Below are 26,733 nucleotides of genomic sequence, written 5' to 3' on the forward strand. Positions count from 1 at the left end.
AGCGCCTTTGCAAACCTTAAAAATATTTCAACAATGATAAAAGAAACCTTTGCGTACTTTGCGTTTAAAGCATCAGCATTCAAAACCATTCTCAAAATAATTTTAACAAATCAAAACTTTCAATTTCTAAAAAATTCCCAAAACAGGTTAAAGTCGGTTAAACTATCTCTTTCAAAACCCTTTCATCACAATATCAGAGCTGATTAAAGCTAATTTTGTACAAACTTAATTCTGTGAAAATTAAATTATTATTTCTTCTCATCACATTATTCTCGATAAGAATCTTTTCCCAGTCAGACTATATTTTGGGAAATATTACCAACGAGAGTGGAGACAAGCTGCCTTTCGCCAGCATTCATAACCTCAGAACAGATCAGATTGTGATGTCTGACAATATGGGGAATTTCGCCATTGCAGCCAAACCTTCGGATGAATTGAGAATATCCAGGCAAGGTTATGAACGAAGTTTGATTTTATTAACATCCGGGAGTTTCTCAAAGAGTTTAGACGTAAAATTAACAACCATTCCGCAAGAGATAGAAGAAGTCAGGCTGTCATTCAAGCCAACCGGAATCTTGAAAAAAGACGTTACAAGACTCAATCCGCCACCAAAAGTTGTTGCACTCAACAGCGCAATGAACAATTATATGAGAACACCCCTCAATGAAGTCGTTCCAAAAGCTTCAACGCCTTCCGCTTTCAAACAACCGGATTTTGCAGCCGGACAAGTCAATTTGATGAAATTAGCCGGTGCGATTGGTGGACTTCTAGGAAAAGCAACATCATCTCCCAAAACAACTGCCGATTATAGCGAAACCCAAGAGTTCTACAAACGGGTAAAATCTGCTATTGATTTAGGCTATTATACACAATATGGCTTAGACGAGTACGATTTCGATATTTTTCTAGCCTATGCAGACCAGGCTTATAATTTGGCAAAGAACTATAGAAAGAACTTTGACAAGGCTGCGATCGATTCAAAACTTAAAATGGCTTTCTCAGAATATATCAAAACTCACAACTTTTCCAAGAAACAGTCGGAAGGTTAAAAATTTTAATCATTTTATAATCATTGCGAAGAAGCAAAGATTTTAAAATTTTATTTGTTTAATATTAAAACACTTTTAACAATGGTTTTTATGTAAAATGTTTAAATTGAATTTTGCCTTTTAATAGCCGTAAGAACTTGCTTTCCCTCATAAAATCCCTATTCATAGGACTTTTAACATAATGTGGAAAACTTTAGCCGATGATTGTCAGTTTTTTGACATTTTTCGGGCTTTCGCTCTTTCATTTGTTGTATTCAATTTCTATTTTTGTGTTACCGCTTTGGGAGAAAAAGCAATAGATTTTAAAGTGCTGATTTCCTATATCCTACCGGTGATTACTCTTATAAAGAAACATTAAAGCATTAAACTATGGGGATTTTTGATAAAAGAATAAGTTATAAACCGTTTGAATATCCGGAAGTTTTACAATTTATAGAAGCTATCAACAAGTCCTATTGGGTGCATTCGGAAGTGGATTTCACAGCGGATGTTCAAGATTTCCATTCTCAGTTGGAGCCACACGAGAAAAATGCTGTGAAGCATGCGCTTTTGGCAATTGCTCAGATCGAGGTTAACGTAAAAACATTTTGGGGGAATCTCTATCACCATCTTCCAAAACCGGAACTGAATGGTTTGGGAGCAACATTTGCGGAATGCGAATTCCGTCACTCCGAGGCTTATTCCAGATTGTTGGAAGTGTTGGGTTATAACGATGAGTTCCTGAATGTAATTGACATTCCAGCGGTAAAAAACAGAATCGATTATTTGGGAAAAGTCTTGAAAAATGCCAATTCCCAGGATCCGAAATCTTACGTTTCATCATTGTTGCTTTTCAGTATCTTGATAGAAAATGTGTCCCTGTTCAGCCAGTTTGCTATCATTTTGTCTTTCACAAGATTCAAAGGCTATATGAAAAACGTTTCCAACATCATCGCGTGGACGTCTGTAGATGAACAAATACATGCTAACGGAGGAATCTATTTGATTAATAAAATCAGAGAAGAGCAACCTAATTTACTGACTGATGACGATATCGAATCGATTTATGACTTAGTTGATGAGTCTATTGAAATGGAATCCGATATCCTGGATTGGATTTTTGAACTAGGCGAAATCGAACACGTTTCCAAGAAAAATCTTTTGGATTTTATGAAATACAGAGTGGACGACTCTTTGAAGAAAATCGGAATGAAAACGAGATACAACGTGACGCCGGAAGATTACAGACCAATGGTTTGGTTTGAAGAGGAAGTTTTTGCCAACTCTTTAGATGATTTCTTCGCAAAACGTCCGGTAGATTATACAAAACACGACAAGTCGATCACGGCGAACGATTTGTTTTAGATTTTTGTTGGAAGTCAGATGTCGGAATATGGAAGTTTTTTGACGACTAGTTTTGAATAAATTAAGTATACGACAAGAACATAATATTGTCATTCCGGAGGAATCTTGACAGCTTAGTTTAGATTCCTCCGGAATGACAAACTGAATAGAAACCCTTTCATAGTTCAGAACTCTGAAAGGGTTGTGAAAAAAGAAAATTTTAAGAAATAGTTTACAGATTCTTGGAGTTTTCTTTTTTATGTGATAAAACCAAATATTAGTCTGAGTCGCTTGGTTTTATTTAAATATTAGTCATCAACTAAATTTAAATCAATATGAACTCAGACATTATTTCAGAAATTGAGCACAGCAAGTCAGACAATTTCCAATTAGGAGAATACATTTATATGGGAATGGGTTTGACACGAGGACATAGAATATGTATGTCCGTAGCCTACAAAATTGATTATTGCATCAAAAAAGCAAAGCAGTTTGAAGAGATTAATAATGATGTGACTTTTACACACATCAACAAAGTAAAAATTGGAGAATTGGAACGGAGCAGGAAGATACTTTTGAACTAATTCAGTAAATTTAAAAAGAAAATTAGCAAGCAAAATAATAAAGTTATGATGGACGAGAATATAGATATCTGGTGGCTCAACGAAGAGTCTGAGCAAATGCTTAACAGAGGTTACCTTCTGAAAGGGGAAACTGTAGAAGGCGCAATCGACAGAATTACAACTGCAGCAGCAAAACGTCTTTACAAACCGGAATTGCAACCGGCTTTCAAAGAGATGATTGTGAAGGGCTGGATCAGTTTTTCTTCTCCGGTTTGGGCTAATATGGGAACACAGCGTGGTTTACCGATATCTTGTTTCAACGTTCATATTCCTGATAATATCGAAGGCATTACTCACAAATTGGGTGAAGTGATTATGCAGACGAAAATCGGTGGAGGAACTTCAGGTTACTTCGGGGAATTGAGAAATAGAGGAACGGCGGTTACAGATAACGGAAAATCTTCCGGAGCGGTTTCTTTTATGAAATTATATGATACAGCGATGGATGTGGTTTCTCAGGGTGGTGTGAGAAGAGGAGCTTTCGCAGCTTATCTTGACATTGATCACGGAGATATCGAAGAATTTTTGAGTATCAAAGATATCGGAAGCCCAATCCAGAATTTATTCACAGGTGTTTGCGTTCCGGATTACTGGATGCAGGATATGATTGATGGCGATGTTGAAAAGAGAAAAATCTGGGCAAGAGTTTTAGAAAGCCGTCAGCAAAAAGGTTTGCCATATATTTTCTTTACAGATAACGTGAACAGAAACAAACCTCAGGTTTATAAAGATGCAGGATTGATGGTTAACGCTAGTAATCTTTGTTCAGAGATTATGTTGCCTTCAACAGCTAATGAATCTTTCATCTGCTGTTTATCATCAATGAACCTTGAATTATACGATGAGTGGAAAGATACGAATGCTGTGAAATTAGCCATCTATTTCCTGGATGCGGTTCTATCAGAATTCATCGAGAAAACTGAAGGAAATTATTACCTGACATCAGCCAGAAACTTTGCAATGCGTCACAGAGCTTTAGGTTTAGGAGTTTTAGGATATCATTCTTATTTACAGAAAAATATGATTCCGTTTGAGAGCTTCCAGGCCACTCAGTTCAATGCAAGAGCATTCCGTCATATCAAGGAACAGGCTGAAATTGCTTCCAAAGAATTGGCAAACATTTATGGTGAGCCTGATATGCTGAAAGGTTACGGTTTGAGAAACACGACTTTATTGGCTGTTGCGCCGACAACTTCAAGTTCAGCAATCCTTGGACAAACGTCTCCTGGGATTGAGCCTTTTGCTTCCAACTACTACAAAGCAGGTTTAGCAAAAGGAAACTTTATGCGTAAGAACAAATATCTGGCAAAATTGCTAGACGAAAAAGGTCTCGATAACGAAGAAACCTGGAGAACAATTATGTTGAACCACGGTTCTGTTCAGCACCTTGAAGGATTGACAGACGATGAGAAAGCGGTATTCAAAACATTCAGAGAGATTTCTCCAATGGAAATCGTGTCTCAGGCTGCTCAAAGACAACAATATATTGATCAGGCTCAGTCGCTTAACTTGCAGATTCCTTCTACAATGCCAGTGAAAGACGTTAACTTTGTAATGATCGAGGCTTGGAAAAAAGGAGTTAAAACATTGTATTACCAAAGAAGTTCTTCGGTTTCGAAAGAATTAATGGTCAACTTTGTGACTTGCTCTGCTTGTGAAGCTTAAATAGTAGAAACTAATAATTGATAATCAAAACCGTAGGATTTTCTACGGTTTTTTTGTTAACTTTAAGCCTCCAACTAAAAACTTTGAACTCCTATGAAATTCGGACAAGTTGCTGACCCGTCACAAATCGATTTTACTTTGCCAAAAGATCATCCTCAAACCAAATTCATTCTCGAGCAGAATAAAAAAGGTCTGGATAATATCTCTATCGGTTGCGCCAAGTGGAACAAAACCGACCTCAAAGGTTTTTATCCAAAAGGAACAAAAGACGAATTGACTTATTACGCAACTCAATTTAACTCGATTGAATTGAATGCGACTTTCTACGGAATGCCAACAGCCGAACAAGTCCAGACCTGGAAAGAAAAAACGCCAAAGGATTTCAAATTCTTTCCGAAGATTACCAATACCGTTTCACACTTCCGAAGATTATTGAATGTTACGGATGTTGTAACACAATTCGCTTCGGCAGTTCTTAATTTTGATGATAAACTAGGAATGGTTTTTCTTCAGCTACACGATAATTTCAAACCTAAAGATTACGACCGTTTGGAAAAATTTGTTCAGGATTGGCCAAAAGAAGTTCCATTAGCCATCGAATTGAGAAATACAGAATGGTTCACCGACGAAGAAGTGTTCAATACTGTTTGTGAATTATTTGAAATGAATCAAATCACCAATATCATCGTAGATACAGCAGGGCGGCGGGATATGCTTCATATGCGGCTGACAACGCCTAATGCATTTGTGCGTTATGTCGGAGCTAATGCTGAAAGCGATTATGCAAGATTGGATGATTGGTTGGAGAGAATCAAAGTCTGGAAAAAAGAAGGTTTGCAGAATCTTTATTTCTTTGTTCATCAAAATGTAGAAAAGGCATCGCCATTATTGTCAGCTTATTTTATAGAAAATGTCAACAAGGAATTCGGGACAGATATACATATTCCGACAATGGCTTCTGAACAGCCGACATTATTTTAAATAAAATTCCTTTCGCGTTGAAAGGAATTGTTTATATTGTAATTTCTCTAAATTAGAGAGATGGCAAAATTCAGAGAATTTTTTACGGGAAAATTTAAGCCAAAAACTTCAGCTCTTTATCTTTAAATTGATTATTTTCAACTAACTTTTGCATCGCTTTCATTGTTTTTTTACGAAGCTTTGCAAGGATGCGGACGTTTTTGTCCTCGCTATAATCGAAAATGTCATCCTCGAAAGAAAATACATCACCTTTTTTGAACTTAATATTGTTTTCTTTCATTTCCTTAAGAAGCATCAGGTTTGTCATTACTCTTAGGGAAGCACTTTCTGCAGCTTCCAGGTGTTTCAGAGATTTTAAGAGTTCTTTTTTATATTTCTTCTTAGATTTCATAATGGATAAGGTTAATCATTTAAAGTTATAAAAATATCTTGGGAATTTCTTACTTTTGGGAAAAATAAATCTAAGAAATGCAAGACCCGATTTTCGAACTAATTGAAAAAGAAAGACAAAGACAAACCCACGGAATTGAACTAATTGCATCGGAGAATTTTGTTTCCGAGAATGTGATGAAAGCAATGGGAAGTGTGCTTACCAATAAATATGCAGAAGGTTATCCCGGACGTAGATATTACGGCGGATGCGAAGTGGTGGATGAGGTAGAGCAATTGGCAATCGACAGAGCAAAAGAATTGTTCGGGGTTGATTATGTGAACGTTCAGCCACATTCTGGATCTCAGGCCAATGCAGCAATTTATCTTTCAGTCCTTAAACCGGGCGATAAAGTGATGGGAATGGATTTGTCTATGGGCGGCCATTTGACACACGGTTCTGCGGTTAATTTCTCAGGAATCCAATATCAGGTTTGTTCTTATGGTGTTCAGAAAGAAACAGGCCTGATTGATTATGACCAAATGAGAGATGTAGCTCTAAGAGAAAAGCCAAAAATGCTGATTGCAGGATTTTCTGCTTATTCCAGAGATTTGGATTATGCTAAATTCCGCGAAGTTGCTGATGAAATTGGAGCAACGCTTTGGGCTGATATTGCACATCCGGCAGGATTGGTTGCTAAAGGTCTATTGAATAGTCCATTCGAGCATTGCCACGTGGTGACAACGACGACCCACAAAACATTGAGAGGTCCAAGAGGAGGAATGATTATGATGGGCGAGGATTTTGAAAATACTTATGGACATAAAACGCCAAAAGGGGAAACCAAGTTAATGAGTGCTGTTTTGGATGGTGCCGTTTTCCCAGGAATCCAAGGTGGTCCATTGGAACACGTAATTGGTGCTAAAGCTGTTGCGTTTGCGGAAGCCATCGATTCTAAATTCGAAGTTTATGCTAAGCAGGTAAAAGCTAATGCCCAGGCTTTAGCAAAATCGATGATAGACTTAGGCTTCGAAATCGTAAGTGGCGGAACGGATAACCACTTGATGTTGATTGATTTGAGAAACAAAAACGTTAACGGAAAAGAAACTGAAAAAGCATTAGTAAAGGCTGACATTACTTGTAACAAGAATATGGTTCCTTTTGATGATAAATCGCCTTTCACAACTTCAGGGATTCGTCTTGGAACAGCAGCAATTACTACAAGAGGCCTGAAAGAAAGTGATATGGGAACGATTGCAGGTTTAATTTCTGAAGTCGTGGATGATATCAAGAACGAAGATAGATTAGCTTCTGTTAAAAAGAAAGTTAATGAATTGATGGAAGGAAAAAAGCTTTTCAACTATTAATAGAAAATATAATTATTGATAAGAAGATGAGCTTTCGGGTTCATTCTTTTTTTATAACAATGGAAAAGAAGTCGTTCACTTTTGATGAGATCAAATTAAAGCTGGTCAACTATTGTGTTTATCAGGACAGATGTCATTATGAGGTTGAGCAAAAAATGAAAGAATTTGTATTAATCCCTGAAGCTAAGGATGAAATATTTCTGTACCTCATTAGGGAAAATTACCTTAATGAAGAGCGCTTTACCCGAAGTTATATAAGAGGAAAATTCTACATCAAACACTGGGGAAGGAATAAAATCAAAATCAATCTCAGGCAAAAGAAAATTACTGAAAAATTAATTTCCAAATGTATGGATGAGATTGAAGCTGATGACTATGAAAAAATGATACGAAAGATTTATCAGGAATATTTTTCAAGGCAAAAAGGCTTAAAAGAGTATCAGAAAAAAAGTAAAACAATCCAATATCTTTTGTCCAGAGGTTTCGAATATGATGCTATTCTAGATGTTAATACTGAGTCAGATAATCAAAGATTAACTTAAATTAATATTGAAATTTTTCAAAGAATGTAAATATTTCTGAATAATAAATAAAAAATTCTTAATTTCGTCCCAAATTTGATCAAACAAAGTTCATGAAAAAATTAGCTATTATATATTCATTAGTATTATTTGGATTTGCAAACGCACAATCAATTAAGTATGGAGTTACTGGCAGTGTTCACAAAGGTTCAATAGCGGGTATCCATGGTGTTTCAAAAGGTGATTTTGGAGGGAGTTTAGGCGTTTTTGCAGATTTTTCGTTAGTGACAAATGATATTTATGATTCTGCTTGGTTATATTTTACACCACAATTAGAAGTTTTTACAATTGGTGAGAAGGGAGATTGGAATGAAGATAAAGTAGATTATCAAAAGTATAGTAATGTTTATGTTGGAGTCCCTTTGTATATTAAATATTTTCTGAAAAATCATGGTTACAAAGGGGATATATATATTATGGCAGGCCCAAAATTCGAATTTTTAGTGTCTGAAAACACAAAAGAAGATGATGCTGTGAAAGAAGCTGTGTTTACGGGTTATGATCCGTATAAATTTGGATTAGGTCAAAAAATAAAGAAATTCAGTTATGGTGTTTCTGTTAAAGTTGGGGCAAGAGTTAATGATAAGCTTGAGGCTTTTATAAGATTTGACAGAGGACTTTCAAAGATATATCCTGATTATACTAAAACCGCTACATATAATAGATTTTTAGGTATTGGCGTTAACTATTATTTAGGAGAAACATATTAACGTTAGAATTATAGACTGTAGGATTTCTTATTCTTACAGAATGAAAGAATGAAGAAAAAAATATTTTTATTACTTCTGGTTTTTTTAGTTTGTTCTTGTCAGCCTAAAAAAAATATGATCTATATGAGCAATCATAACTTTGATCAAGAAGTAAGTCAGGCTAGGTATCAGGGATTAAAGATAAAGGAGGGCGATGCGCTTACAATATCTATATCTGCTTTTGATGAATTAGCAATAAAACCTTTCAATATCAATACAATGCCATCTACCAATGATCCTGATAAGTCGGATAAAGATGGAACTGGCTCGTACATTGTCTCTCCAGATGGCTATATAAAGATGCCGGTTTTAGGAAGGGTTTATTGCTTAGGGATGACTAAAAAACAACTAAAAGAAGATTTAGAAGAAAGATTGAAAACATATCTTACGGACCCATTGGTAGATATCAGATTGACTAATTTTAGTATTAGCGTTTTAGGAGAAGTTCAAACTCCGGGGCAAAAGACAAGTAATAATGAAAAACTCAATTTATTTCAAGCTTTGGCTTTAGCAGGAGATATGAATCCATCCGCAGATAGAACCAATGTTAAATTATTGAGATTTTCTGAAGAAACCAAAAAAGATACAGTAATACATCTTGATTTTTCTGAGGCTAATATTGTTAATTCGCCATATTATTACCTGCAACAGAATGATATCTTATATGTAGAGCCGGATCGTAACAAGCAGATTGCCGCAAATACAACTAACCCAAATAGAGCTTTATTTTTACAATTATTAGCAGTAGGAATTAGTTTGGGATTATTTTTAATTCGAGTTACAAATTAATGGATTTGTTAGATCAGGACTTAGGTTCAAACAAAAAAATAAGCTTCAAAAAAGAAATTTTTCGTTTTTTGAAATATTGGCCATGGATTATTTTGAGCCTAGTTATCTTTTATTTGGGGGCTTATTTTTATCTTAAATATACCCAACCAAAATTTCTTTCAAAGACAACACTGTTATTTCAAGAATCTAAATCAGGTAAAGGTGCCTTAGGGGATCTTAAGAGCTTAGGTATGGGAATTAGCGGAGATAATGAATTACAAGGTGAAGCGGCTATTATTGTTTCAAAACCCATACTAAACAAAGTAGTCAAAAACCTAAATCTTGGAGTAAGTTTTTTTATCAAAGGTAAAATTAGAGAAGTAGAGCTATATAATTATTCTCCTTATACAGGTCGTATTATTAACGAAAAAAAGAATTTTTATTCGGCATCTTATATATTAGAACCTGTAGATAATAAAACATACAGATTAACAGAGGGTGCATTATTATCTGATAATAATTTGTTCCGTTATGGATATCCCGCTTCTTTGCCTTTTGGAACAGTAATAATTGAAAAAATCAAAGATAAATCCCCGGATAAAGTTAAAGTTGTTTTTAAAAGTGAAACAGTTCTTGTAAAAGAATTAGAAGGAGGAATAGTAGTAAAAACCCCATCAGGCCTATTGATGGACCTGACATTAACAGGCCCTATACCTCAAAAATCCGAAGATATTCTCAATGAACTTTCCAGACAGTATAATATTGATGGTATCAATGACAAAAATATTGAAGCACAAAATACTGAGGATTTCATTGATAACAGATTAGGCCTTATATCTGTTGACTTAGAAAAAATAGAAGGGGAAAAAGAAAACTTCAAAAAAACAAATAAAATTACAGACCTTGATGTACAAGCTGGTATTGCAGTGAACCGCCTTAGTGGTAATGTTGAAAATATCTTTAATCAATCTGTACAATTAGAGGTTTTAAATGCTATTTCCGATATGGTCAATAGCGGAAAAGAACAATTGTTTCCTACTGGCCTGGGTTTACCGGGTGCCACAGAGTCTTTGCTGACTCAATATAATGAACTGCTTTTAACAAAGAAAAGAACGCTGAAACAAGCAACAGTAGTCAATCCTACAATTAAAGCATTTGACATTCAATTAGCAGAATTATTAGTTTCTATTAGAAAAAACATACAGGAAAGTCGTGAACAACTGCAAAGAAAATTGGGACAGACCAATTTTGAAATGGGTGAAGATAAGGCGGCGATATATAAATATCCAACACAAGAAAAAATTTTTAGGAATATTGAGCGTCAAAGAAACCTCAAGGAATCATTATATTTATATCTTTTACAAAAGCGAGAAGAAAATGCAATCACCCTTGCAGTTACAGCTCCAAAAGCTAAGGTGGTAAACCCTGCATATACGGTAGGTGTAGTAAATCCAAACTATAATCAAATCAAAACAGCTTCCCTTATTATGGGGTTACTTTTTCCTCTGATTATTCTTTTTATTGTTAGGGTTCTGGATACTAAAATTCGTTCAAAAGAAGATATTGAATCGTTGGCGCCACATATACCGGTAATTGCTGAAATTCCTTTTGATGATAGTGGTAAAACATTGATTGAAAAAAATGATTTTACTATTTTTGCAGAATCTTTTAGAATTCTAATTTCTAATATTAAATTTATTCTTAGGGCTAAAGAGATTAATGAAGGGGGGGTGATATTAGTAACCTCTTCTGTAAAAGGAGAGGGTAAAACAACAGTTTCAGTCAATACAGCATTGAGCTTGTCAGGCAGTGGAAAAGTATTATTAATTGGAGCCGATATCAGAAATCCTCAGTTACATCGTTTTATCAACAGAAATAAAAAAGGACTCACAGACTATTTGGTTTCGGGAAAAACGGATGTACATGAATTTATAAGTAATTCGGGTTTAGATAGTAGATTAGATGTCTTATTTAGTGGAGCAAAAGCTCCTAATCCAAATGATCTTTTGGACATGAAAAAATTTGATGACATGATCGATAGTCTTAAAAAAGAATATGATTATATTATCATGGATTCTGCGCCTGTAATGCTCGTAAGTGATTCCATGCATTTAATTGATATCGCCGATTTGGTTTTATATACTGTTAAATCGGAATTTTCAGATAATGAGATGATATCATTTGCACAAAATTTCAGAAGAGATAATCAGATAGATAATATGGTTTTTGCACTTAATGCTGTAAAACCTGAGTATTCTAAATATGGCTACAAATATGGCTATGGTTACTATTCATACACCAAACCAACAAATAGACTTAGAAAGCTTTTTAATAGAAAATAATTATTTCTTATTTTGAATAATCTCAAAACAATTTTAGCTTTACGTTTTAAAACTCTTTATTTTTTTTATCAATATATTGGTTTAAGATTATGGGTTATGCTATTTTGCAATTTTATAATGGCATTGCTTGATGGTGTAGGTCTTACGATGTTTGTTCCATTAATCCAGGTTGCAGATGGGGTCAATAGTGTTAAAGGAGATAATAAGCTTATTCATATAGTCTCCGTTTTTTTCAAGTTTATCCATTTGGAAGTCAATGTGATAAATATGCTTGTGTTAATTATCATTATCTTTTTATTAAAAGCGGTTTTTTTTTATTTCACACAGTTTTTTCAAACACTTACGCTTCAAAGTTTTGTGAAAAAAATTCGGGTAGATTTAATTTTTGGACTCCGGGACTTATCGTATAAAGAATTCATCTCAACTGATATTGGAAGGCTGCAAAGTTCTTTGATTGGAGAGTCAAGTCAAATGGCTCAAGCATGTGCTCAGTATATAGAAAGTATAAAATCTGGCATGGTTGTTTTTATATACTTATGTATGGCTTTTTTTATAGATTGGAAATTTTCAATATTAATATTAGTTGGCGGATTTTTAACGAATCAAATCTATAACAGATTTTATGTCAAAACGAAAAAATTATCCAGAGAACTCAATAAGAATAATCATCAATATGGAGGCATTGTAATTGAGAATGTTAATAATTTTAAATATTTAAAAGCTACAGGTAGAAATATTTTTTTTACTGATCGTATGCTGAATATTCTTTACCAAATGATTGATAAGAATATCTTAGTAGGTAGATTACAAGCCAGATTATCTGCAATGAGAGAGCCTATTATGATCACATTAGTTTGTGTAATAATTGGTTTTCAGGTGACAGTAGTAGGAGTAGCATTAAGTTCAATTATGATTATTCTGATGTTATTTTATAGAGCTATGGCGTATCTCATGAGTATGCAAGGGTCTTGGAATAATTATTTGGCAACTACCGGTTCGATTGAGAATATAAAAGATTATCAAATATATCTTAAAAAGAATGCCGAACCTGAAATTGGAAAATCGGGTTTAACAGAAATAAATAAGATTGAACTCAAGAATTTATCAGTCTCATTTGGTGACCGTAAAATATTAAATGATATTAATGTCGAAATTGTAAAAAACCAATCAGTTGCATTAGTTGGAGAAAGCGGCTCTGGTAAATCTACTTTAGTTAATATCCTAAGTGGATTATTGAAATATGACACGGGTCAATATCTTGTAAATGGAATTGATTTTACGACAATTAATAGATTTGATTTTAAAAATAAGATTGGATATATTTCTCAGGAGCCGACAATATTCAATGCGGATATTTTTGACAACATAACTTTTTGGGCAGATCGTACGGAAGAAAATATCAACAAGTTTTTTCATGTTGCCAAGCTGTGTAGTATTTATGATTTTATAAACAATCTACCGAATGGCTATAATGAACTTTTAGGATATAACGGGATGAACATCTCAGGTGGACAAAAGCAGCGCATTTCTATTGCAAGAGAATTATTCCGTGATGTTCAAATATTAATAATGGATGAAGCTACATCAGCACTCGACTCAGAAACGGAAGCAGAAATCAAACAAAGTATAGACTCTCTCAAAGGTAAAATAACAATTATTTCTATTGCACACAGACTATCCACTATTAGAGAAGCGGATAAGATATTTTTGATGAACAACGGAGATCTGGAAATAAGCGGTAATTTTGATGAGCTCAAATCAAAATCGGATTATTTCCGAAGAATGGCACAACTACAAGGACTTTAAATATGTTAGGAATTATTATTCAAGCTAGATTAGGATCTACAAGACTACCTGCAAAAATTCTCAAGCCTTTCCAGTCAAAGACGATACTTTCTTTTCTTGTAGACAAGTTATTACCTCTGAATATTCCTGTGATAATTGCAACTACTACATCTCCCTCTGATGATGAGCTTGTTGATTATCTGGAGAAGAACAATTATAAATATTATAGAGGTAGTGAAAGTAATGTTCTGGAAAGATATATAGAATCTGCAGAATTCTTTGGAATTGATAAAATCATCAGAATTACGTCTGATAATCCATTCTTAGATACAGATATTTTACAGAAATTAATTGCTAATTTTGAACAAAATCCAGATCATGATTATTGGTCTTTTGTTTTAAATAATAAACCGACCGTTTTATCCCACATTGGTATTTTTGCAGAACTGGTTAGTTTGGATGCACTCAGATTTTTAAGAGATAATTTTAGCGATCCAAGTTATAGTGAACATGTAACTTTTGGGATTTATAATAACCCCGAGAGCTTTAAAATCCATTTTGTGGATATTACAAATGAATTTTCAAAATATAATAACATAAGACTTACTATAGATACGCCCGAAGATTATGAAAACACTCAATTGATTGAAAAAGAATTTAAAAACATTTCGAAAACTAATTTTTTTGAGATTGGAAATTATATACTTTCAAACCAAAAGTTAAAAGAAAGTATGGAGCAAATCATAATTAATAATACAAAATAAGATGCAGAACAATACGTATATTATTGGAGAAATAGGGCAGAATCATAATGGATCACTGGATCTCGCAAAGCTCCTTATAGAAATGGTAGCCAGACCTGTAAAAGAAGAACTATTTGGTCTGGATCTTCCTAAAATGGACGCTGTTAAGCTGACAAAAAGAGATCTAAATGCAGAGCTGTCAGATTCTCAAATGAACAAAATCTATGATAATCCTAACTCTTTTGGAAGAACATATGGCGAGCATAGAGAATTTCTTGAACTTGATGACGAAGAACATTTCGAATGTTATAAGCATGCCAAATTATATGGATTTGATTTTGTTGAAACTCTATGTGCCATAGGATGTTTATCGCTTCTAAAATTGTTCACACCAGACAGACTGAAGGTTGCTAGCCGCGATCTTACAAATTTACCCTTACTAGCTGCAATGGCAGAAACAAAAATCCCGATTATTGTTTCTACAGGAATGGCTGGAAAAAAAGAGTTAGATGAAGCATTGGAAGTGATTACAAAATACCACAATGAGATATCTATTTTACACTGTGTTTCAGAATATCCTACAAAACCACAGAATGTTAATCTAAATACAATAAAATACCTTCAGAAAAATTATCCGGAATATAAAATCGGATTTTCTGATCATACTATAGGTATTTCGACTCCTGTAAATGCAGTAGCAATGGGAGCCGAGATTATTGAAAAACACATCACGCTGGACAGAAGAATGAAAGGAACGGACCAGGCAGGATCTCTTGGACCAGATGGCGTTAATAGAATGGTGAGAGACATCAGAGTTTTGGAAATGTCATTCGGGACAGAGGATCTTTATATCGAACCTGCAGTAATGGCTGCAAAAGTAAAACTGGAAAGATCTATCGCAACTAACAAAGATCTTAAAGCTGGTGATATTGTAAGAGAAGAATATCTACATCTGCTTTCTCCTGGAGATGGTTTCAAATGGTCTAGTCGTGAAGAAATTGTAGGCAAGACTTTGCTAACTGATATAGCTGCAAACGAAATTATTTATCCAAATGTCATCAAAAATGATTGATTCAATTAAAGATGAAATTATATTCTTTAAAGAAAAATCCATTTTTTCTCCTGATGTTGAATCGATTAAACCTAATGATTGGGAATCAATTATAAATAAATTCCAAGGAGATTATCAGAGATATTACAGTGAAGAATTTAATGTTAAGAAAATAAAATATTTTCCGGCATTATTAGCGACATTTTTTTATAGAATTGCTCGTTTCTGCTTTTTGAATGGGGATCATAAAAATGCTCAGGAATTTTCATCATTGGCATTCTCTCATACTGGAATTGAAATCTATTACTCTGCAGAAATTGGGAATAATTTTAAAATGAATCATGGTGTCGGAACTATTATAGGAGCCAGAACTAAAATTGGAAATGATGTATTAATGCATCATAATATTACTTTAGGTGATAAAAATGGCGGTCGTCCTACAATAGGCAATGGTGTAACAATCTATCCGGGAACAGTAATCGTTGGTGACATTATTATTGGCGATAATTCAGTAATTGGTGCTAATGTTTTTGTTGATAAATCTTACCCGGAAAATTCTAAAATTTTTTAAGGATGAACTTACCAAAACTTGTTTTAACAGATATTGACGGCGTTTGGACAGATGGCGGGATGTATTATGACCAAACTGGAAGTGAATGGAAAAAATTCAATACCAGTGATAGTGCAGGTATTCTTTTCTGTAAAAAGTTAAATATTCCTGTAGGAATCATAACAGGAGAAAACACAAAGATTGTAGAAAGAAGAGCCCAAAAGCTTAAAATCGATTTCCTTTATCAAGGTATTAATGATAAACTTTCTGCAGCAAAAGAAATATGTGAAAAACTAAATATTAGTCTCTCCGATGTCGCTTATATTGGAGATGATCTTGGTGATATACAGCTTTTGAATGCAGTGGGGTTTTCTTGTGCACCAGCTAATGCAGCCTTTTATATTAAAGATAAGGTTGATTTTGTTACCGCAAAACAAGGTGGAGAAGGTGCATTTAGAGAATTTGTCGAGTATGTCATTGGTAAAGAGGAGTTAGCTAAAATTGTGGATGATTTATCAAAATAATTGCTACTCAAATTAAGTTTTACCAATTATAGGCAAGAAATGTTTCAATCAAGAAAAGAATATGTAGATATTTTGCAAAAGATGTATGAAAAATTATCTTCTGTAGAATATGAGATTGATAAAGTCAATCCTTGGTTTATAGTAAAAATTCAGACAGGCTTTTTTCTTCATTTTATTTTTGGCGGAAAGATAAATGCAGATAAAACAAATTCTGATGACATCAAAAAAAATGATAAATTTTCGATTTTAAAATATTACATCAATACTGCGAGAATAAAGCTAAAGCTGTTTTTTAAGATTAAAAAATTAAGTCAAGAATTAAATGACAGCTTAGCAGGAAAAACACTTTATTTTGGCAGTTATTCTCACAATGTCAGTGGTAAAGAATATAATCCTTATCTTCATCCTTTTTATGATAAAGATGATAAAGGATATCTTTTATATTTTGATAAAAAAGCAAAAAGTAACATAGAAAATCTTCTTTCTGCGTTATTCGAATATTATAATTATGATTTCAAATATCCTTTTTATAGAAATGAAATCTCCAATGTTGCAAATGAGACTATAACTGAGTTTAAAAGAAACATACAAAAAGAGAGTACTATTCTACATGAGGATTTAATTTTCAAGCTTAATTATTTTGTAACTCACAGCAGGGCATTTGAAAAATTTCTTAAAGTTCTCAATCCCGAGAAAATTTTTTGCTACTGTTATTACAGCAGTCTGACCAATTCATTACTTTATGCGGCCAATGCTCTTAAAATAACAACGATAGAGTATCAACATAGTTCTATTACAGATACTCATTTTGGTTATGCAAAGTGGAAAAATCCAGACGAGATATTCTTCCATTTTCCACAAATATTTTATGTATGGGAAGAAACAGATAAAAACATCATTTTAAACAACTTTTCTGGAGAAAAATATATTCCTCAAGTTGAAGTGGTTGGAAATAAATATTTAAGTCATAATGCAGAGCATGCAGAGAAAACAAAAGATGATGTTGAAAATAATATCCTTGTTTGTCTGCAGGGGCAGTGGATTCCATACTTCCTAGAAGATTTTATTTTAGAAGATGAGAAATATAATTGGTATTTTCGTTTACATCCAAGATATCCACAGGATAAAGAAAAATTATTAGCATTAAAGGCAAAAATAACGGATAAAATTTTTATAGAAGAAGCAAATAATAATGATTTGTATGATGTTTTTAAGCAAGTGTCTACTCTTATTACATCATTCTCCGGAACCGCTTTAGAAGCAGAAAAATTTGGTAAAAAAGTTATTATCTTTGGTGAAGAAGGTTATAATTCTTACGAAAATAAAATAAAGGAGCAGAAATATGCCTTTATTGACAGTTATTCTACAATTCTTAAATGCTTGTAATTATGACATTTTTTAAACTTTTAAATTATAGAATTAAACAAAAATTTTTAAGATTTATAGAAAATCAAAATCTTATTTTTCCTAACACGGTTAATACAAAAAGGCTTGTAATAAAAGGAAGCCAGATTTTTTCAAAAATTGATTCAAAAGGAAAATCTAAGATTATAAATAGTATTATCAAAGACAATCTATCTATCGGATTTTCATCGGAAATCTCTGATACTGTTGTTAAAAGCAAAACAATTGTAGGAGACAATTCTTATATAGAAAATAGTCAGGTCTTTGGAAAGTTACAAATTGGAGACGGATGCAAAATATCCATGTGTAAAATAATGGGAGAGGTGAAAGTTGATGATTTTTCATCTGTCTGGGGTCCAAATATTAGTTTAATATCGACAGATAAATTTCCAATAGAAATAGGGAAGTTTTGTTCAATAGCAAGAAATGTTTCTATACAGACATTCAATCATAATCATAATAAATTAACAAGTTATTACATAGGTAAAAACATATTTAATGAAGAGTGGGAAAATGAACAAATAAGTAATGGTGGTGTAATTATCAAGAACGATGTTTGGATTGGAGCAAGCTGCGTAATACTAGGCGGTGTTACTATTGGTAACGGTGCCGTAATTGCGGCCAATAGTTTGGTAAATAAAGATGTTCCTGATTATGCAATTGTTGCTGGTTCTCCTGCAAAAATCATTAAATACCGTTTTCCAGATGAGAAAATTAATCAATTGCTTGACCTCAAATGGTGGAATTGGACCATAGAAAAAATAAGAAAGAACAAGTTTATATTTGAAAACGAATTAAAAGATATTGATAATTTTTCAGATATTCTTTTTGAATCCTAAAATAACTCATGGAAGATAAGTCAATATTAGTAAGTGTGATAATCCCAACATATAAGGATTGGGATAGGTTGAAATTATGTCTAGATGCATTATATTCTCAATCTTACGATCAGGAACAATTTGAAATTCTAGTCGTTAATAATGATCCGAATGATAGTTTTAATCAAAACTTTGCTTTCCTGAATAAGAACGTCACTTTTCTGGATGAGAAGAAAACGGGATCGTACGCTGCACGAAACAAAGCTTTAACGGTAGCAAAAGGTAAATATATAGGTTTTACAGATTCTGATTGTATCCCGGATAAAAACTGGATCAAAAATGCTGTGGAAATTTTTGAAACCAGACCCGAAGTAGATAGAATTGGCGGAAAGATTAAAATGTTTTATCCAAACAAGAATGTTTCTATAGCAGATCTATATGATGAAACTTATGCATTTCCACAGAAAGATTATGTTGAAGGAGGATTTGCTGTTACAGGAAATCTTTTTGTTAGAATGGAGGTGCTGGATAATAATTATTTCGATGAAGAACTTGAATCCGGAGGCGATTTGAAATGGGGCTTGAACTCAACAAAGAAAGGATTTAGCATTGTATATTCTCCAGATGTATTGATTAATCATCCTACAAGATCGACAGTGGAAGAATTAGTCAGAAAAATGAAACGGGTAGGGAAAGGATTGAGAAAAGCATCAAATGCAGGAAAACAATATTCATCATTGCATCTAATGTTATTTTATTTAAAAAATTTTTGCTTCAAATACATAACAGAAACTGGTCAAAGAAACCCGTCATTAAGTTTAAAAAATAAACTCTTGGTTTCAGCTTTGCATGCATACATTTTATATACCAGAGATAAAGAAAAATACAGAAGCTAAATGATGGCAGATAAAATCACAATTTATATTCCTACAAAAAATCGATTAGAACTTCTAAAGCGTTCTGTTGCATCAGTACTGGGTCAAACTTATGATAATTGGGAACTTATTATTGTAAATGATGCCTCTACAGATGGTACAAAAAAATATCTGGATCAACTTTCCTTGGAAAATTCCAAGATTAAAGTCATACATCATACTGAGTCCAAAGGAGCCTGTATTTCCCGCAACGAAGCTATTTTCTCCGCTTCCGGGGAATTCATTACCGGTTTGGACGATGATGACATGTTCACCGAGGATAGACTTGCCAAATTTTTGGAGAATTGGACAGAAAATGAGGTTAAAGCACTGTGTGCTTATAAAATAATTGCTGCAAATGATAAATTTTCAAAAGACGATAATCCTCAATTAAGATATATTACGAAAGATGATCTTATTTATAGTAATTTGATTGGTAATCAGGTTTTCACTAGGACATCTGTTTTACAGAAGATAGGAGGCTTTGATGCAGATTTTAAAATGTGGCAAGATTACGATTGTTGGTACAGATTATTAAAATCAGGAGGTCAAGCAAAGAAAATACCCGTTGCTACCTATATTTGGGATCATAATGACAGAACGGATAGAATAACAAATAAGCTGAAAGATAAACTGTTAGAAACACATTCCTTATTCGTTTCCAAGCACCAGTTAAGTAGCAAACAAGCATCTATTATAAAACTCAATTTTTTAGATTATAAAGCCGATAAGCTCAGCTTTTTTTATATTATAAAAATGGCTTTTTCAACAGGATTTGATAAAAAGGCCATCGATATCATGGTTAAAAGGAAAATCCTTGATAATAAGTTGTTTGCAGGATTAATTAGAACAATAAAAAAATAAAAATGAAATCTATTGCTTTTACTCTAGTTAATATAGCTTACCTGCCTGTTGCAAAGACTTTAGCGGATAGTTTTATTTTACATAATCCCGATATACCATTTTACATATGTCTCTTTGATGACCAAAAAAATATCAAAGATCCGGTGTTTTTAGATTATAATATTTATGATAAAAATAAATTAGATCTAAAAGAATATGACAGTATGAGAGAAAGGTACAGTAATCTTTCTATGGCTTGCGCTCTGAAACCGTATTTTGCTGAGCAATTGATAAAGGATTCTTCCGCAGAATCAGTAATTTATTTAGATGCGGATACTAAAGTTTTCGATAAATTAGACACAATAACAGGCATTTTTGATACAGAAGAAAGCTCAATTATATTGACTGGGCATAATTATAAAGTTGTAAAGGATTCCAGAGAAGTTATTTTTAATGCTTTTACAAGAAAATATGGGATTTTTAATGCCGGTTTTTTTGCTGTGAAAAATACAAAAGCTGGTAATGAGTTTCTTAATTGGTGGAAACGGATGCTCTTCGAATATTGTGTTCAGGATGAAAAAAAAGGTATTCTATACGACCAGACTTGGCTTGATTTGGCAACTTTGTATTTTAATAAAGAGCTGCATATTCTGGATCATCTTGGATACAATGTAGCATTTTGGAATCTGAAGGAACGTGAGATTTCCAGAAATGGGAATCGTTATTTTATAAATGATAGCATCCCGTTGGTATTTTATCATTTTGCACGATATAATTATTATAACTCAGAATTCGTTGATGGATATTCTCAAAGGTTAGTATCCTATCCAATACTCCAGGAGATATTTGAAAGATATAGAATAGAATTAAAAGAAAATTTGTTTGAAAATTATATCAAGGAAACTAAAACTACGATCAAGGATATTCCTCAAAAAATAAAGAATAGATTTAGATTCTATCTGGAGATTTTAACTGATAAATTATAAATCATTCTGTTATGGTGATATCGCTAATTGTACCGGTTTATAATGTTTCTTTATATCTCAAAAGATGCATAGAATCAATTCTTGTACAAGATTTCAACACTTTTGAATTAATATTAGTGAATGACGGATCCACAGATAATTCTTTGGATATTTGTAAGCATTATGCTAATCAGGATTCAAGGATAAGAGTAATAGATCAGCCCAATGGAGGAGTTAGTAACGCAAGGAATAAAGGATTAGAAGTAGCCAATGGAGAATTTATTTGTTTCATTGACTCGGATGACTGGGTAGAACCTAATTATCTGTCAAGCTTTGTTTCTTTTTATCAAACAACATATACTGATCTTATAATATCGAATGTCGTTAATCAAAAAAATAACAGCAAAACGAATAACAAACCGTTTGTTGAAAGGTTAATCCAATCAGAATCTTTTGTTCCGGAAGATTTTTTTAACGGGAATGATTTTATTTTAGAGAATACGCCATTTGCTAAGCTTTTTAAAAAATCTATTATTGATGACAATAATATAAGATTTAACATTAATTTGAAAAATGGCGAGGATTTTATTTTTGTTTTACAGTATGCACTTGTTTGCAAAAAAATAGATTTTATTAACAGTTATACTTACAACTATAATAAAGAAAGTGATTCCAGCGTCACTCAAAAATATTTCAAGAACTACTATAAACAGGTTAAAGATACTAAAAAAGCATACTTTGATATTGTCCGAAAATATCATGAAATTACGGAAGAAGAAGAATTATACCAATACTTCCGAGTTGCTGGAAAATCTGTTTATGAAGAAGGTAAAATTAATAATGGATTGAGCTTTTCTGAGAAGTATAAATCAATTTTGCAAATTCTCTCCAAACCGGAAATAAAAAAATATAGGGAAAACTATCGATTAAAAAAAGACTCTTCACCTTTTTTCTATATAATTCAAAAATTAGTTTTTTACAATCAAGCCTTTTTGTTGACGATTATATTAAATTTGCATTTTAGAATTATCAAATTAAATAACTTATTGAAATAATGGTATTTTTTTTACTAATTATTATTGTTTTACTTATAATCGTTATTATTAAACCTCTATTCAAAAAAAAGTTTCAGAAAGTAAAAACGATAAAATATAACAATATCCTTGATCTTAAAGAAAGTTTGACAAAAGCTGCCTTAGAGATGTTATATTCTACAAAATCTTTTATGTCATTTTATGAAGAAGATAATCTATATACTGACCTAGCAAAACTAAAAACAAAATTGAAAGGGGATAAAAAATTCCAAGATTATACTTACTATAATTTCCCTAAAGCCTTTTTGATGATTGGGATTTTAGATTTGTCTTCTCATGAGGACTTTTATGAAGATGTGGATAAAATCCTGAAAGAAAAATATGTTGATTCTTCCGGGAATTTAAAATTTTTGTTTGATAAAATTGATCAATCTTTATTTGGAGTGGTATTTATTAAGATGTTTGATCTAACAAAAAACAACATCTATCGTATTGCTGCAGATCGTATTTATCAAGAGATTCAAAATTTTAAAAATGAAAAAGATATATATCTATACAGGAAAAACTCAGATGTTTTATTTATAGATACTTTAGGAATGATAGTTCCATTTCTTACAGAATATTCTAAAATTTCGAATAATATTCTTATACAAAAAGAAGCGCATGATCAGCTGTCATATTATATAAAACTTACAACATGCAACAATGAATTTCCTTGTCATGCCTTTGATCTTAATAATAATTTAAAATTAGGATCCAATAACTGGTCTCGGGGAATCGCATGGCTGATGATAGGTCTTGCTTATGCGGGAAAAAATAATGTGGATTTAAAAGATACTTTTGATCAGTATTACAGTAAGCTTTTAGATCTGAGAATAGATAATTATTGGCCTCAATTTTTTTCTCATTCCGATGATAATTCGATAGATGCTTCTGCTACCATAATGCTATACTACTCTGCATCAGTAATGGGAATCGATGTTAAAAAAGAGCTTAATATCGCGCTGAAAAATTCTATAGATACAGGCTTTTTCGTAGAAAATAATTCGGGAGATACTATTTATATTAACAAATATTCAAAAATAAAAGGTAGGTCAGAAGTATCACAAGGGCTACTTTTGTCAATTATATCAAATTAAGATGAAGATCGGAATATTAACATTGCCTTTGTGGAATAATTATGGTGGAATTATTCAGGCTTATGCACTACAAGAAACATTAACCAACTTGGGGCATGCAGTGAGTCTTATAGACTATCATCATCATCAAACTGATTTTGATATTTTAAAGAATAATTTTTTGAGATTTATCAAACACAGAATACTCAAGCTTGAGAATGCGCCTTATTATCCTAATATTTCTGAAAATACTTACATATCTGTCAACACATTAGATTTTATTAGAAATAATTTTGAGAATAAGACTCGCAAAGTAACTGATGATGCATCACTGAAAAGAGAAACAGAGCTACTAGATGCTATTATAGTAGGAAGTGATCAGGTCTGGAGACCAAATTATACTCCTGATATTGCTAATTATTTTTTGAAATTTGCTAAAGATAAACAGCTCAAAATATCATATGCGGCATCTTTCGGGACGGATAATTGGCTTTACAACGATCAGGAAGAAAATATCTGTAAGGAATTAATAAAGAGATTTGATGCAGTATCTGTCAGAGAAAACAGTGGTGTGGACTTGGTAAAAAACAAGCTTGATTTTGTAGACGCAGTTCAACTCATTGATCCCACAATGCTTTTAAATGTAAAAGATTACCAAACTCTGATTTCAAAAAACTCTACTTATGAAAGTAAAGGGACCATATTTACATATATTTTGGATCAGAATGAAAATATAAAAAAATTTATAGAGAAAGTAGAAGATGTTACTGACGGGAAAGCTTTCGAAGTAATGCCTAAAACATTTGATAAGAATTTTAATGATAAGAAAGGGGATTATGTTTTTCCTTCCTTATTGCAGTGGTTGAGATCATTTGATGATGCGGATTATGTTATTGCTGACTCTTTTCATGGATGTGTTTTTTCAATTATATTTAATAAACCATTTATAGCAATTGGCAATAAAGAAAGAGGAATGGCCAGATTCATATCTCTATTGGAATTGTTTGATCTTCAGGATCGTTTGGTTGATATCAATAACCTTGATATTGAAGTTATAAAGAAACAAATAGACTGGACATCTGTTAATCATAAAATGGCCGCTTTACAACAAGATGCAATAACATTTTTAAATAAGTCATTGGATGTTAAACGTGCCTGAAGTTTCTATAATCATGCCTGTTTATAACGGCGCCAGATATATCGAGCAAACCTTGGAGTATTTGAAGCAACAGACTTTTGAAAACTTCGAAGTGATTATAATTGATGATCATTCTATAGATGATACAGCAAATGCAGTTAGTCGTTTTTGTGAAAAAGATACTCGATTTAATTTACATTTTAATATTAAAAAAGGTGTGGCTTCAGCAAGAAATGTCGGGCTTGAAAAAGCAAAAGGAAAGTATATCATCCATTATGATTCAGATGACATCATACCTTCTGATGCAATTATGAATATGTATGATGCAATAATTGATAATGCAGATATTGTTATTGGAGATTATATTGTTAAGACTGGAGATGTAGAGAATCTGGAACTTCAAAATTATAATACGGCTTCGGATAGAATAATAGAAGGTCTTATTACAAACAAAATACATGGAGGACTTTGGAATAAGCTTATTAGAAAAGAATTTTATGAAGATTTGAAATTTGACGAATCGGTAAATTACATGGAGGATAAGTTAATTCTTGTTCAGATATTATTAAGAAAACCAAGAGTTATTGTATTAAATAAGGTGGTTTATAAGTATATTCAACATGCAGGATCTATTACAAGTTCTTTGTCAGAAAATTCTTTACAAAGCATAAAGAAGGTGATATTACAATTAGAAAAAGAATTCGAAAATAAAAATACTTCATTTGATTTAAGTTTTTTGAAGATTTATTATAAGTTATTGGCTTATCTCAATAGAAAAAGTATAGATAACAAAAAAGATTTTAAGGAAGTTAACTCGAGAATACCTTTCTGTAAAGAATTGTCTATACATCATAGAATTTTACTTTTTCTGAAAGTATATAGTTTTGGTTTTATTTCAGATTTATTTCTCAAATTGCGTTAATGGAAAGGATTTTACACATCATTGGAAAAATGGATAGAGCAGGTGCCGAAACAATGCTTATGAATCTCTATCGTAATATTAATAGAGATAAGTACCAATTCGATTTTGTTGTATTTACTAATGATAAAGGTGATTATGATGATGAAATTAATGCATTAGGCGGGAAAATCATCCCAATAATAGAAGCTAATCCCTTTAAACGACTATTGTCACTTGAAAGATTTCTTAAGGCTAATAAAGAATATAAAATAGTCCATGCACATACTCTTTTCAGTAATGCGTTTCATATTTTGGCTGCCAAACGAGCTAAAGTGCCCTTTAGAATATCTCATTCTCACAATACGGATGATCAGGCAAGAGGTTTCTTAATTTCTAAAATATATAAAACACTCTCAAAAAAAATAATCGATACATATTCTACTTATAAAATTGCCTGTGGAGAAGAAGCTGCAAAATGTCTTTTTGTAAAGAAATCTTTGCAAGAGGTTTTGATATTACCAAATGCAATAGACAGTCAATTATTCTATAAAATTGGAACAGAAAATTCTGATTATATCAATGAAAACTTTTGTACACAAAAAGATACTCTCAAAATTGTACAGATAGGAAGAATGCTCGAGGTTAAAAATCATACTTTCTCTATCCAGATTGCTAAAAAATTAAAGGAAAAGGGAGTTAATTTTAAAATGTTTTTTGTTGGGAGAGGAGAACTCTCAGAAAATATTGAGAATGAGATTAAAATCAATAACCTCCAGGAACAAGTCCTGATGTTAGGACTCAGAACCGATATACCACTATTAATGGCAGGAGCTGATATAATGATAATGCCATCACTTTTTGAAGGATTTCCGGTTGTTTTGGTAGAATCTCAATCTACAGGATTACCGGCTTTGATATCTGAAAATATTTCTAAAGAAGTTGATTTAGGATTAAATTTGATCCACTTTGCTGAATTAGATATTGATACATGGGTAAAGAAAATTCTTACAATCAGAACACAAGTTGTTAATAAGGATAATATTATACCGAGATTTTATGAGACAGGATTTGATATACATGGCTCTGTAAAAATAATAGAAAAAATATATAATAATCTGAACTAAATT

The 26,733-nt window shown here is 32.4% G+C and carries 26 protein-coding genes; 25 read left to right on the forward strand and 1 reads right to left on the reverse strand.

Going from position 1 to position 26,733, the window contains the following annotated elements:
• Window positions 1–233 precede the first annotated feature (233 nt).
• The 5 genes from QOL71_RS14930 (at window position 234) to QOL71_RS14950 (ending at window position 5,641) form a co-directional block, all read left to right on the forward strand.
• Entirely contained in the window at window positions 234–1,049 is an 816-nt protein-coding gene (locus tag QOL71_RS14930; RefSeq protein WP_283417693.1) for a peptidase associated/transthyretin-like domain-containing protein, read from the forward strand.
• A gap of 369 nt (window positions 1,050–1,418) precedes the next feature.
• Complete coding sequence (locus QOL71_RS14935) at window positions 1,419–2,393, forward strand: ribonucleotide-diphosphate reductase subunit beta (RefSeq protein WP_283417694.1); 975 nt, start codon at window positions 1,419–1,421, stop codon at window positions 2,391–2,393.
• Between the two features lie 314 nt (window positions 2,394–2,707).
• Complete coding sequence (locus tag QOL71_RS14940; protein ID WP_283417695.1) at window positions 2,708–2,956, forward strand: hypothetical protein; 249 nt, start codon at window positions 2,708–2,710, stop codon at window positions 2,954–2,956.
• 21 nt (window positions 2,957–2,977) lie between these two features.
• Entirely contained in the window at window positions 2,978–4,660 is a 1,683-nt protein-coding gene (locus tag QOL71_RS14945; protein WP_283417788.1) for a ribonucleoside-diphosphate reductase subunit alpha, read from the forward strand.
• A 93-nt stretch (window positions 4,661–4,753) separates the two neighbouring features.
• Entirely contained in the window at window positions 4,754–5,641 is an 888-nt protein-coding gene (locus tag QOL71_RS14950; RefSeq protein ID WP_283417696.1) for a DUF72 domain-containing protein, read from the forward strand.
• Window positions 5,642–5,735: 94 nt separating this feature from the next.
• Here QOL71_RS14950 and QOL71_RS14955 read toward each other — a convergent pair whose 3' ends face one another.
• A complete protein-coding gene (locus tag QOL71_RS14955) occupies window positions 5,736–6,032 on the reverse strand; it encodes a hypothetical protein (protein WP_283417697.1) in 297 nt (98 codons plus the stop codon).
• 77 nt (window positions 6,033–6,109) lie between these two features.
• Between QOL71_RS14955 and QOL71_RS14960 the strand changes: the two genes are divergently transcribed.
• The 20 genes from QOL71_RS14960 to QOL71_RS15055 all read left to right on the forward strand — a co-directional run bounded on the left by QOL71_RS14960 (window position 6,110) and on the right by QOL71_RS15055 (window position 26,730).
• Window positions 6,110–7,378: a serine hydroxymethyltransferase gene (locus QOL71_RS14960; protein ID WP_283417698.1), complete on the forward strand. Its 1,269-nt coding sequence runs from the start codon at window positions 6,110–6,112 to the stop codon at window positions 7,376–7,378.
• A 53-nt stretch (window positions 7,379–7,431) separates the two neighbouring features.
• Window positions 7,432–7,920, forward strand: a complete 489-nt coding sequence (locus tag QOL71_RS14965; RefSeq protein ID WP_379953810.1) for a regulatory protein RecX — start codon at window positions 7,432–7,434, stop codon at window positions 7,918–7,920.
• A 92-nt stretch (window positions 7,921–8,012) separates the two neighbouring features.
• On the forward strand, window positions 8,013–8,669 hold the full coding sequence (locus QOL71_RS14970) for an outer membrane beta-barrel protein (protein WP_283417700.1): 657 nt from the start codon (window positions 8,013–8,015) through the stop codon (window positions 8,667–8,669).
• Window positions 8,670–8,717: 48 nt separating this feature from the next.
• Window positions 8,718–9,497, forward strand: coding sequence for a polysaccharide biosynthesis/export family protein (locus QOL71_RS14975; RefSeq protein WP_283417701.1), 780 nt, complete (start codon window positions 8,718–8,720; stop codon window positions 9,495–9,497).
• Window positions 9,497–11,818 (forward strand): GumC family protein, encoded by a 2,322-nt coding sequence (locus QOL71_RS14980; protein WP_283417702.1) that lies wholly within the window; start codon window positions 9,497–9,499, stop codon window positions 11,816–11,818. The genes QOL71_RS14975 and QOL71_RS14980 overlap by 1 nt, the downstream gene beginning before the upstream one ends.
• Before the next feature lie 12 nt (window positions 11,819–11,830).
• Complete coding sequence (locus QOL71_RS14985; protein WP_283417703.1) at window positions 11,831–13,624, forward strand: ABC transporter ATP-binding protein; 1,794 nt, start codon at window positions 11,831–11,833, stop codon at window positions 13,622–13,624.
• A 2-nt stretch (window positions 13,625–13,626) separates the two neighbouring features.
• Window positions 13,627–14,367: a cytidylyltransferase domain-containing protein gene (locus QOL71_RS14990; protein WP_283417704.1), complete on the forward strand. Its 741-nt coding sequence runs from the start codon at window positions 13,627–13,629 to the stop codon at window positions 14,365–14,367.
• 1 nt (window position 14,368) lies between these two features.
• A complete protein-coding gene (locus QOL71_RS14995) occupies window positions 14,369–15,418 on the forward strand; it encodes an N-acetylneuraminate synthase family protein (protein WP_283417705.1) in 1,050 nt (349 codons plus the stop codon).
• Complete coding sequence (locus tag QOL71_RS15000) at window positions 15,411–15,968, forward strand: serine O-acetyltransferase (RefSeq protein ID WP_283417706.1); 558 nt, start codon at window positions 15,411–15,413, stop codon at window positions 15,966–15,968. Before QOL71_RS14995 ends, QOL71_RS15000 begins: the two co-directional genes overlap by 8 nt.
• A gap of 2 nt (window positions 15,969–15,970) precedes the next feature.
• Complete coding sequence (locus QOL71_RS15005) at window positions 15,971–16,471, forward strand: KdsC family phosphatase (protein WP_283417707.1); 501 nt, start codon at window positions 15,971–15,973, stop codon at window positions 16,469–16,471.
• A gap of 39 nt (window positions 16,472–16,510) precedes the next feature.
• Window positions 16,511–17,857, forward strand: coding sequence for a hypothetical protein (locus tag QOL71_RS15010; RefSeq protein WP_283417708.1), 1,347 nt, complete (start codon window positions 16,511–16,513; stop codon window positions 17,855–17,857).
• Window positions 17,858–17,859: 2 nt separating this feature from the next.
• Window positions 17,860–18,714: a CatB-related O-acetyltransferase gene (locus QOL71_RS15015; RefSeq protein ID WP_283417709.1), complete on the forward strand. Its 855-nt coding sequence runs from the start codon at window positions 17,860–17,862 to the stop codon at window positions 18,712–18,714.
• A gap of 8 nt (window positions 18,715–18,722) precedes the next feature.
• Complete coding sequence (locus QOL71_RS15020; protein ID WP_283417710.1) at window positions 18,723–19,589, forward strand: glycosyltransferase family 2 protein; 867 nt, start codon at window positions 18,723–18,725, stop codon at window positions 19,587–19,589.
• Window positions 19,590–20,471 carry a glycosyltransferase family 2 protein gene (locus tag QOL71_RS15025; protein WP_283417711.1) on the forward strand — a complete coding sequence of 294 codons (882 nt, stop codon included), beginning with the start codon at window positions 19,590–19,592 and terminating at the stop codon, window positions 20,469–20,471.
• A 2-nt stretch (window positions 20,472–20,473) separates the two neighbouring features.
• Window positions 20,474–21,436: a glycosyltransferase gene (locus QOL71_RS15030; RefSeq protein ID WP_283417712.1), complete on the forward strand. Its 963-nt coding sequence runs from the start codon at window positions 20,474–20,476 to the stop codon at window positions 21,434–21,436.
• Between the two features lie 11 nt (window positions 21,437–21,447).
• Window positions 21,448–22,470, forward strand: a complete 1,023-nt coding sequence (locus tag QOL71_RS15035) for a glycosyltransferase family 2 protein (protein WP_283417713.1) — start codon at window positions 21,448–21,450, stop codon at window positions 22,468–22,470.
• Entirely contained in the window at window positions 22,470–23,588 is a 1,119-nt protein-coding gene (locus QOL71_RS15040) for a glycoside hydrolase family 88 protein (RefSeq protein WP_283417714.1), read from the forward strand. The genes QOL71_RS15035 and QOL71_RS15040 overlap by 1 nt, the downstream gene beginning before the upstream one ends.
• Window position 23,589: 1 nt before the next feature.
• The gene (locus QOL71_RS15045) at window positions 23,590–24,726 is read left to right on the forward strand and encodes a polysaccharide pyruvyl transferase family protein (RefSeq protein WP_283417715.1); all 1,137 of its coding nucleotides are present in this window, start codon (window positions 23,590–23,592) and stop codon (window positions 24,724–24,726) included.
• The gene (locus QOL71_RS15050; RefSeq protein WP_283417716.1) at window positions 24,710–25,627 is read left to right on the forward strand and encodes a glycosyltransferase family 2 protein; all 918 of its coding nucleotides are present in this window, start codon (window positions 24,710–24,712) and stop codon (window positions 25,625–25,627) included. Before QOL71_RS15045 ends, QOL71_RS15050 begins: the two co-directional genes overlap by 17 nt.
• Window positions 25,627–26,730 carry a glycosyltransferase gene (locus QOL71_RS15055; protein WP_283417717.1) on the forward strand — a complete coding sequence of 368 codons (1,104 nt, stop codon included), beginning with the start codon at window positions 25,627–25,629 and terminating at the stop codon, window positions 26,728–26,730. The genes QOL71_RS15050 and QOL71_RS15055 overlap by 1 nt, the downstream gene beginning before the upstream one ends.
• Window positions 26,731–26,733: the final 3 nt, after the last annotated feature.

It is taken from the genome of Epilithonimonas pallida (assembly GCF_900182975.1).
GTDB lineage: Bacteria > Bacteroidota > Bacteroidia > Flavobacteriales > Weeksellaceae > Epilithonimonas > Epilithonimonas pallida.

What these genes read in the sequence shown, in the direction of transcription:
- QOL71_RS14935 (WP_283417694.1), top strand. Translation starts at nt 1,419, where the DNA reads ATGGGGATTTTTGATAAAAGAATAAGTTATAAACCGTTTGAATATCCG.
- QOL71_RS14940 (WP_283417695.1), top strand. Translation starts at nt 2,708, where the DNA reads ATGAACTCAGACATTATTTCAGAAATTGAGCACAGCAAGTCAGACAAT.
- QOL71_RS14950 (WP_283417696.1), top strand. Translation starts at nt 4,754, where the DNA reads ATGAAATTCGGACAAGTTGCTGACCCGTCACAAATCGATTTTACTTTG.
- QOL71_RS14955 (WP_283417697.1), bottom strand. Translation starts at nt 6,032, where the DNA reads ATGAAATCTAAGAAGAAATATAAAAAAGAACTCTTAAAATCTCTGAAA.
- QOL71_RS14960 (WP_283417698.1), top strand. Translation starts at nt 6,110, where the DNA reads ATGCAAGACCCGATTTTCGAACTAATTGAAAAAGAAAGACAAAGACAA.
- QOL71_RS14970 (WP_283417700.1), top strand. Translation starts at nt 8,013, where the DNA reads ATGAAAAAATTAGCTATTATATATTCATTAGTATTATTTGGATTTGCA.
- QOL71_RS14975 (WP_283417701.1), top strand. Translation starts at nt 8,718, where the DNA reads ATGAAGAAAAAAATATTTTTATTACTTCTGGTTTTTTTAGTTTGTTCT.
- QOL71_RS14980 (WP_283417702.1), top strand. Translation starts at nt 9,497, where the DNA reads ATGGATTTGTTAGATCAGGACTTAGGTTCAAACAAAAAAATAAGCTTC.
- QOL71_RS14990 (WP_283417704.1), top strand. Translation starts at nt 13,627, where the DNA reads ATGTTAGGAATTATTATTCAAGCTAGATTAGGATCTACAAGACTACCT.
- QOL71_RS14995 (WP_283417705.1), top strand. Translation starts at nt 14,369, where the DNA reads ATGCAGAACAATACGTATATTATTGGAGAAATAGGGCAGAATCATAAT.
- QOL71_RS15000 (WP_283417706.1), top strand. Translation starts at nt 15,411, where the DNA reads ATGATTGATTCAATTAAAGATGAAATTATATTCTTTAAAGAAAAATCC.
- QOL71_RS15005 (WP_283417707.1), top strand. Translation starts at nt 15,971, where the DNA reads ATGAACTTACCAAAACTTGTTTTAACAGATATTGACGGCGTTTGGACA.
- QOL71_RS15010 (WP_283417708.1), top strand. Translation starts at nt 16,511, where the DNA reads ATGTTTCAATCAAGAAAAGAATATGTAGATATTTTGCAAAAGATGTAT.
- QOL71_RS15015 (WP_283417709.1), top strand. Translation starts at nt 17,860, where the DNA reads ATGACATTTTTTAAACTTTTAAATTATAGAATTAAACAAAAATTTTTA.
- QOL71_RS15020 (WP_283417710.1), top strand. Translation starts at nt 18,723, where the DNA reads ATGGAAGATAAGTCAATATTAGTAAGTGTGATAATCCCAACATATAAG.
- QOL71_RS15025 (WP_283417711.1), top strand. Translation starts at nt 19,590, where the DNA reads ATGATGGCAGATAAAATCACAATTTATATTCCTACAAAAAATCGATTA.
- QOL71_RS15030 (WP_283417712.1), top strand. Translation starts at nt 20,474, where the DNA reads ATGAAATCTATTGCTTTTACTCTAGTTAATATAGCTTACCTGCCTGTT.
- QOL71_RS15035 (WP_283417713.1), top strand. Translation starts at nt 21,448, where the DNA reads ATGGTGATATCGCTAATTGTACCGGTTTATAATGTTTCTTTATATCTC.
- QOL71_RS15040 (WP_283417714.1), top strand. Translation starts at nt 22,470, where the DNA reads ATGGTATTTTTTTTACTAATTATTATTGTTTTACTTATAATCGTTATT.
- QOL71_RS15045 (WP_283417715.1), top strand. Translation starts at nt 23,590, where the DNA reads ATGAAGATCGGAATATTAACATTGCCTTTGTGGAATAATTATGGTGGA.
- QOL71_RS15050 (WP_283417716.1), top strand. Translation starts at nt 24,710, where the DNA reads ATGTTAAACGTGCCTGAAGTTTCTATAATCATGCCTGTTTATAACGGC.
- QOL71_RS15055 (WP_283417717.1), top strand. Translation starts at nt 25,627, where the DNA reads ATGGAAAGGATTTTACACATCATTGGAAAAATGGATAGAGCAGGTGCC.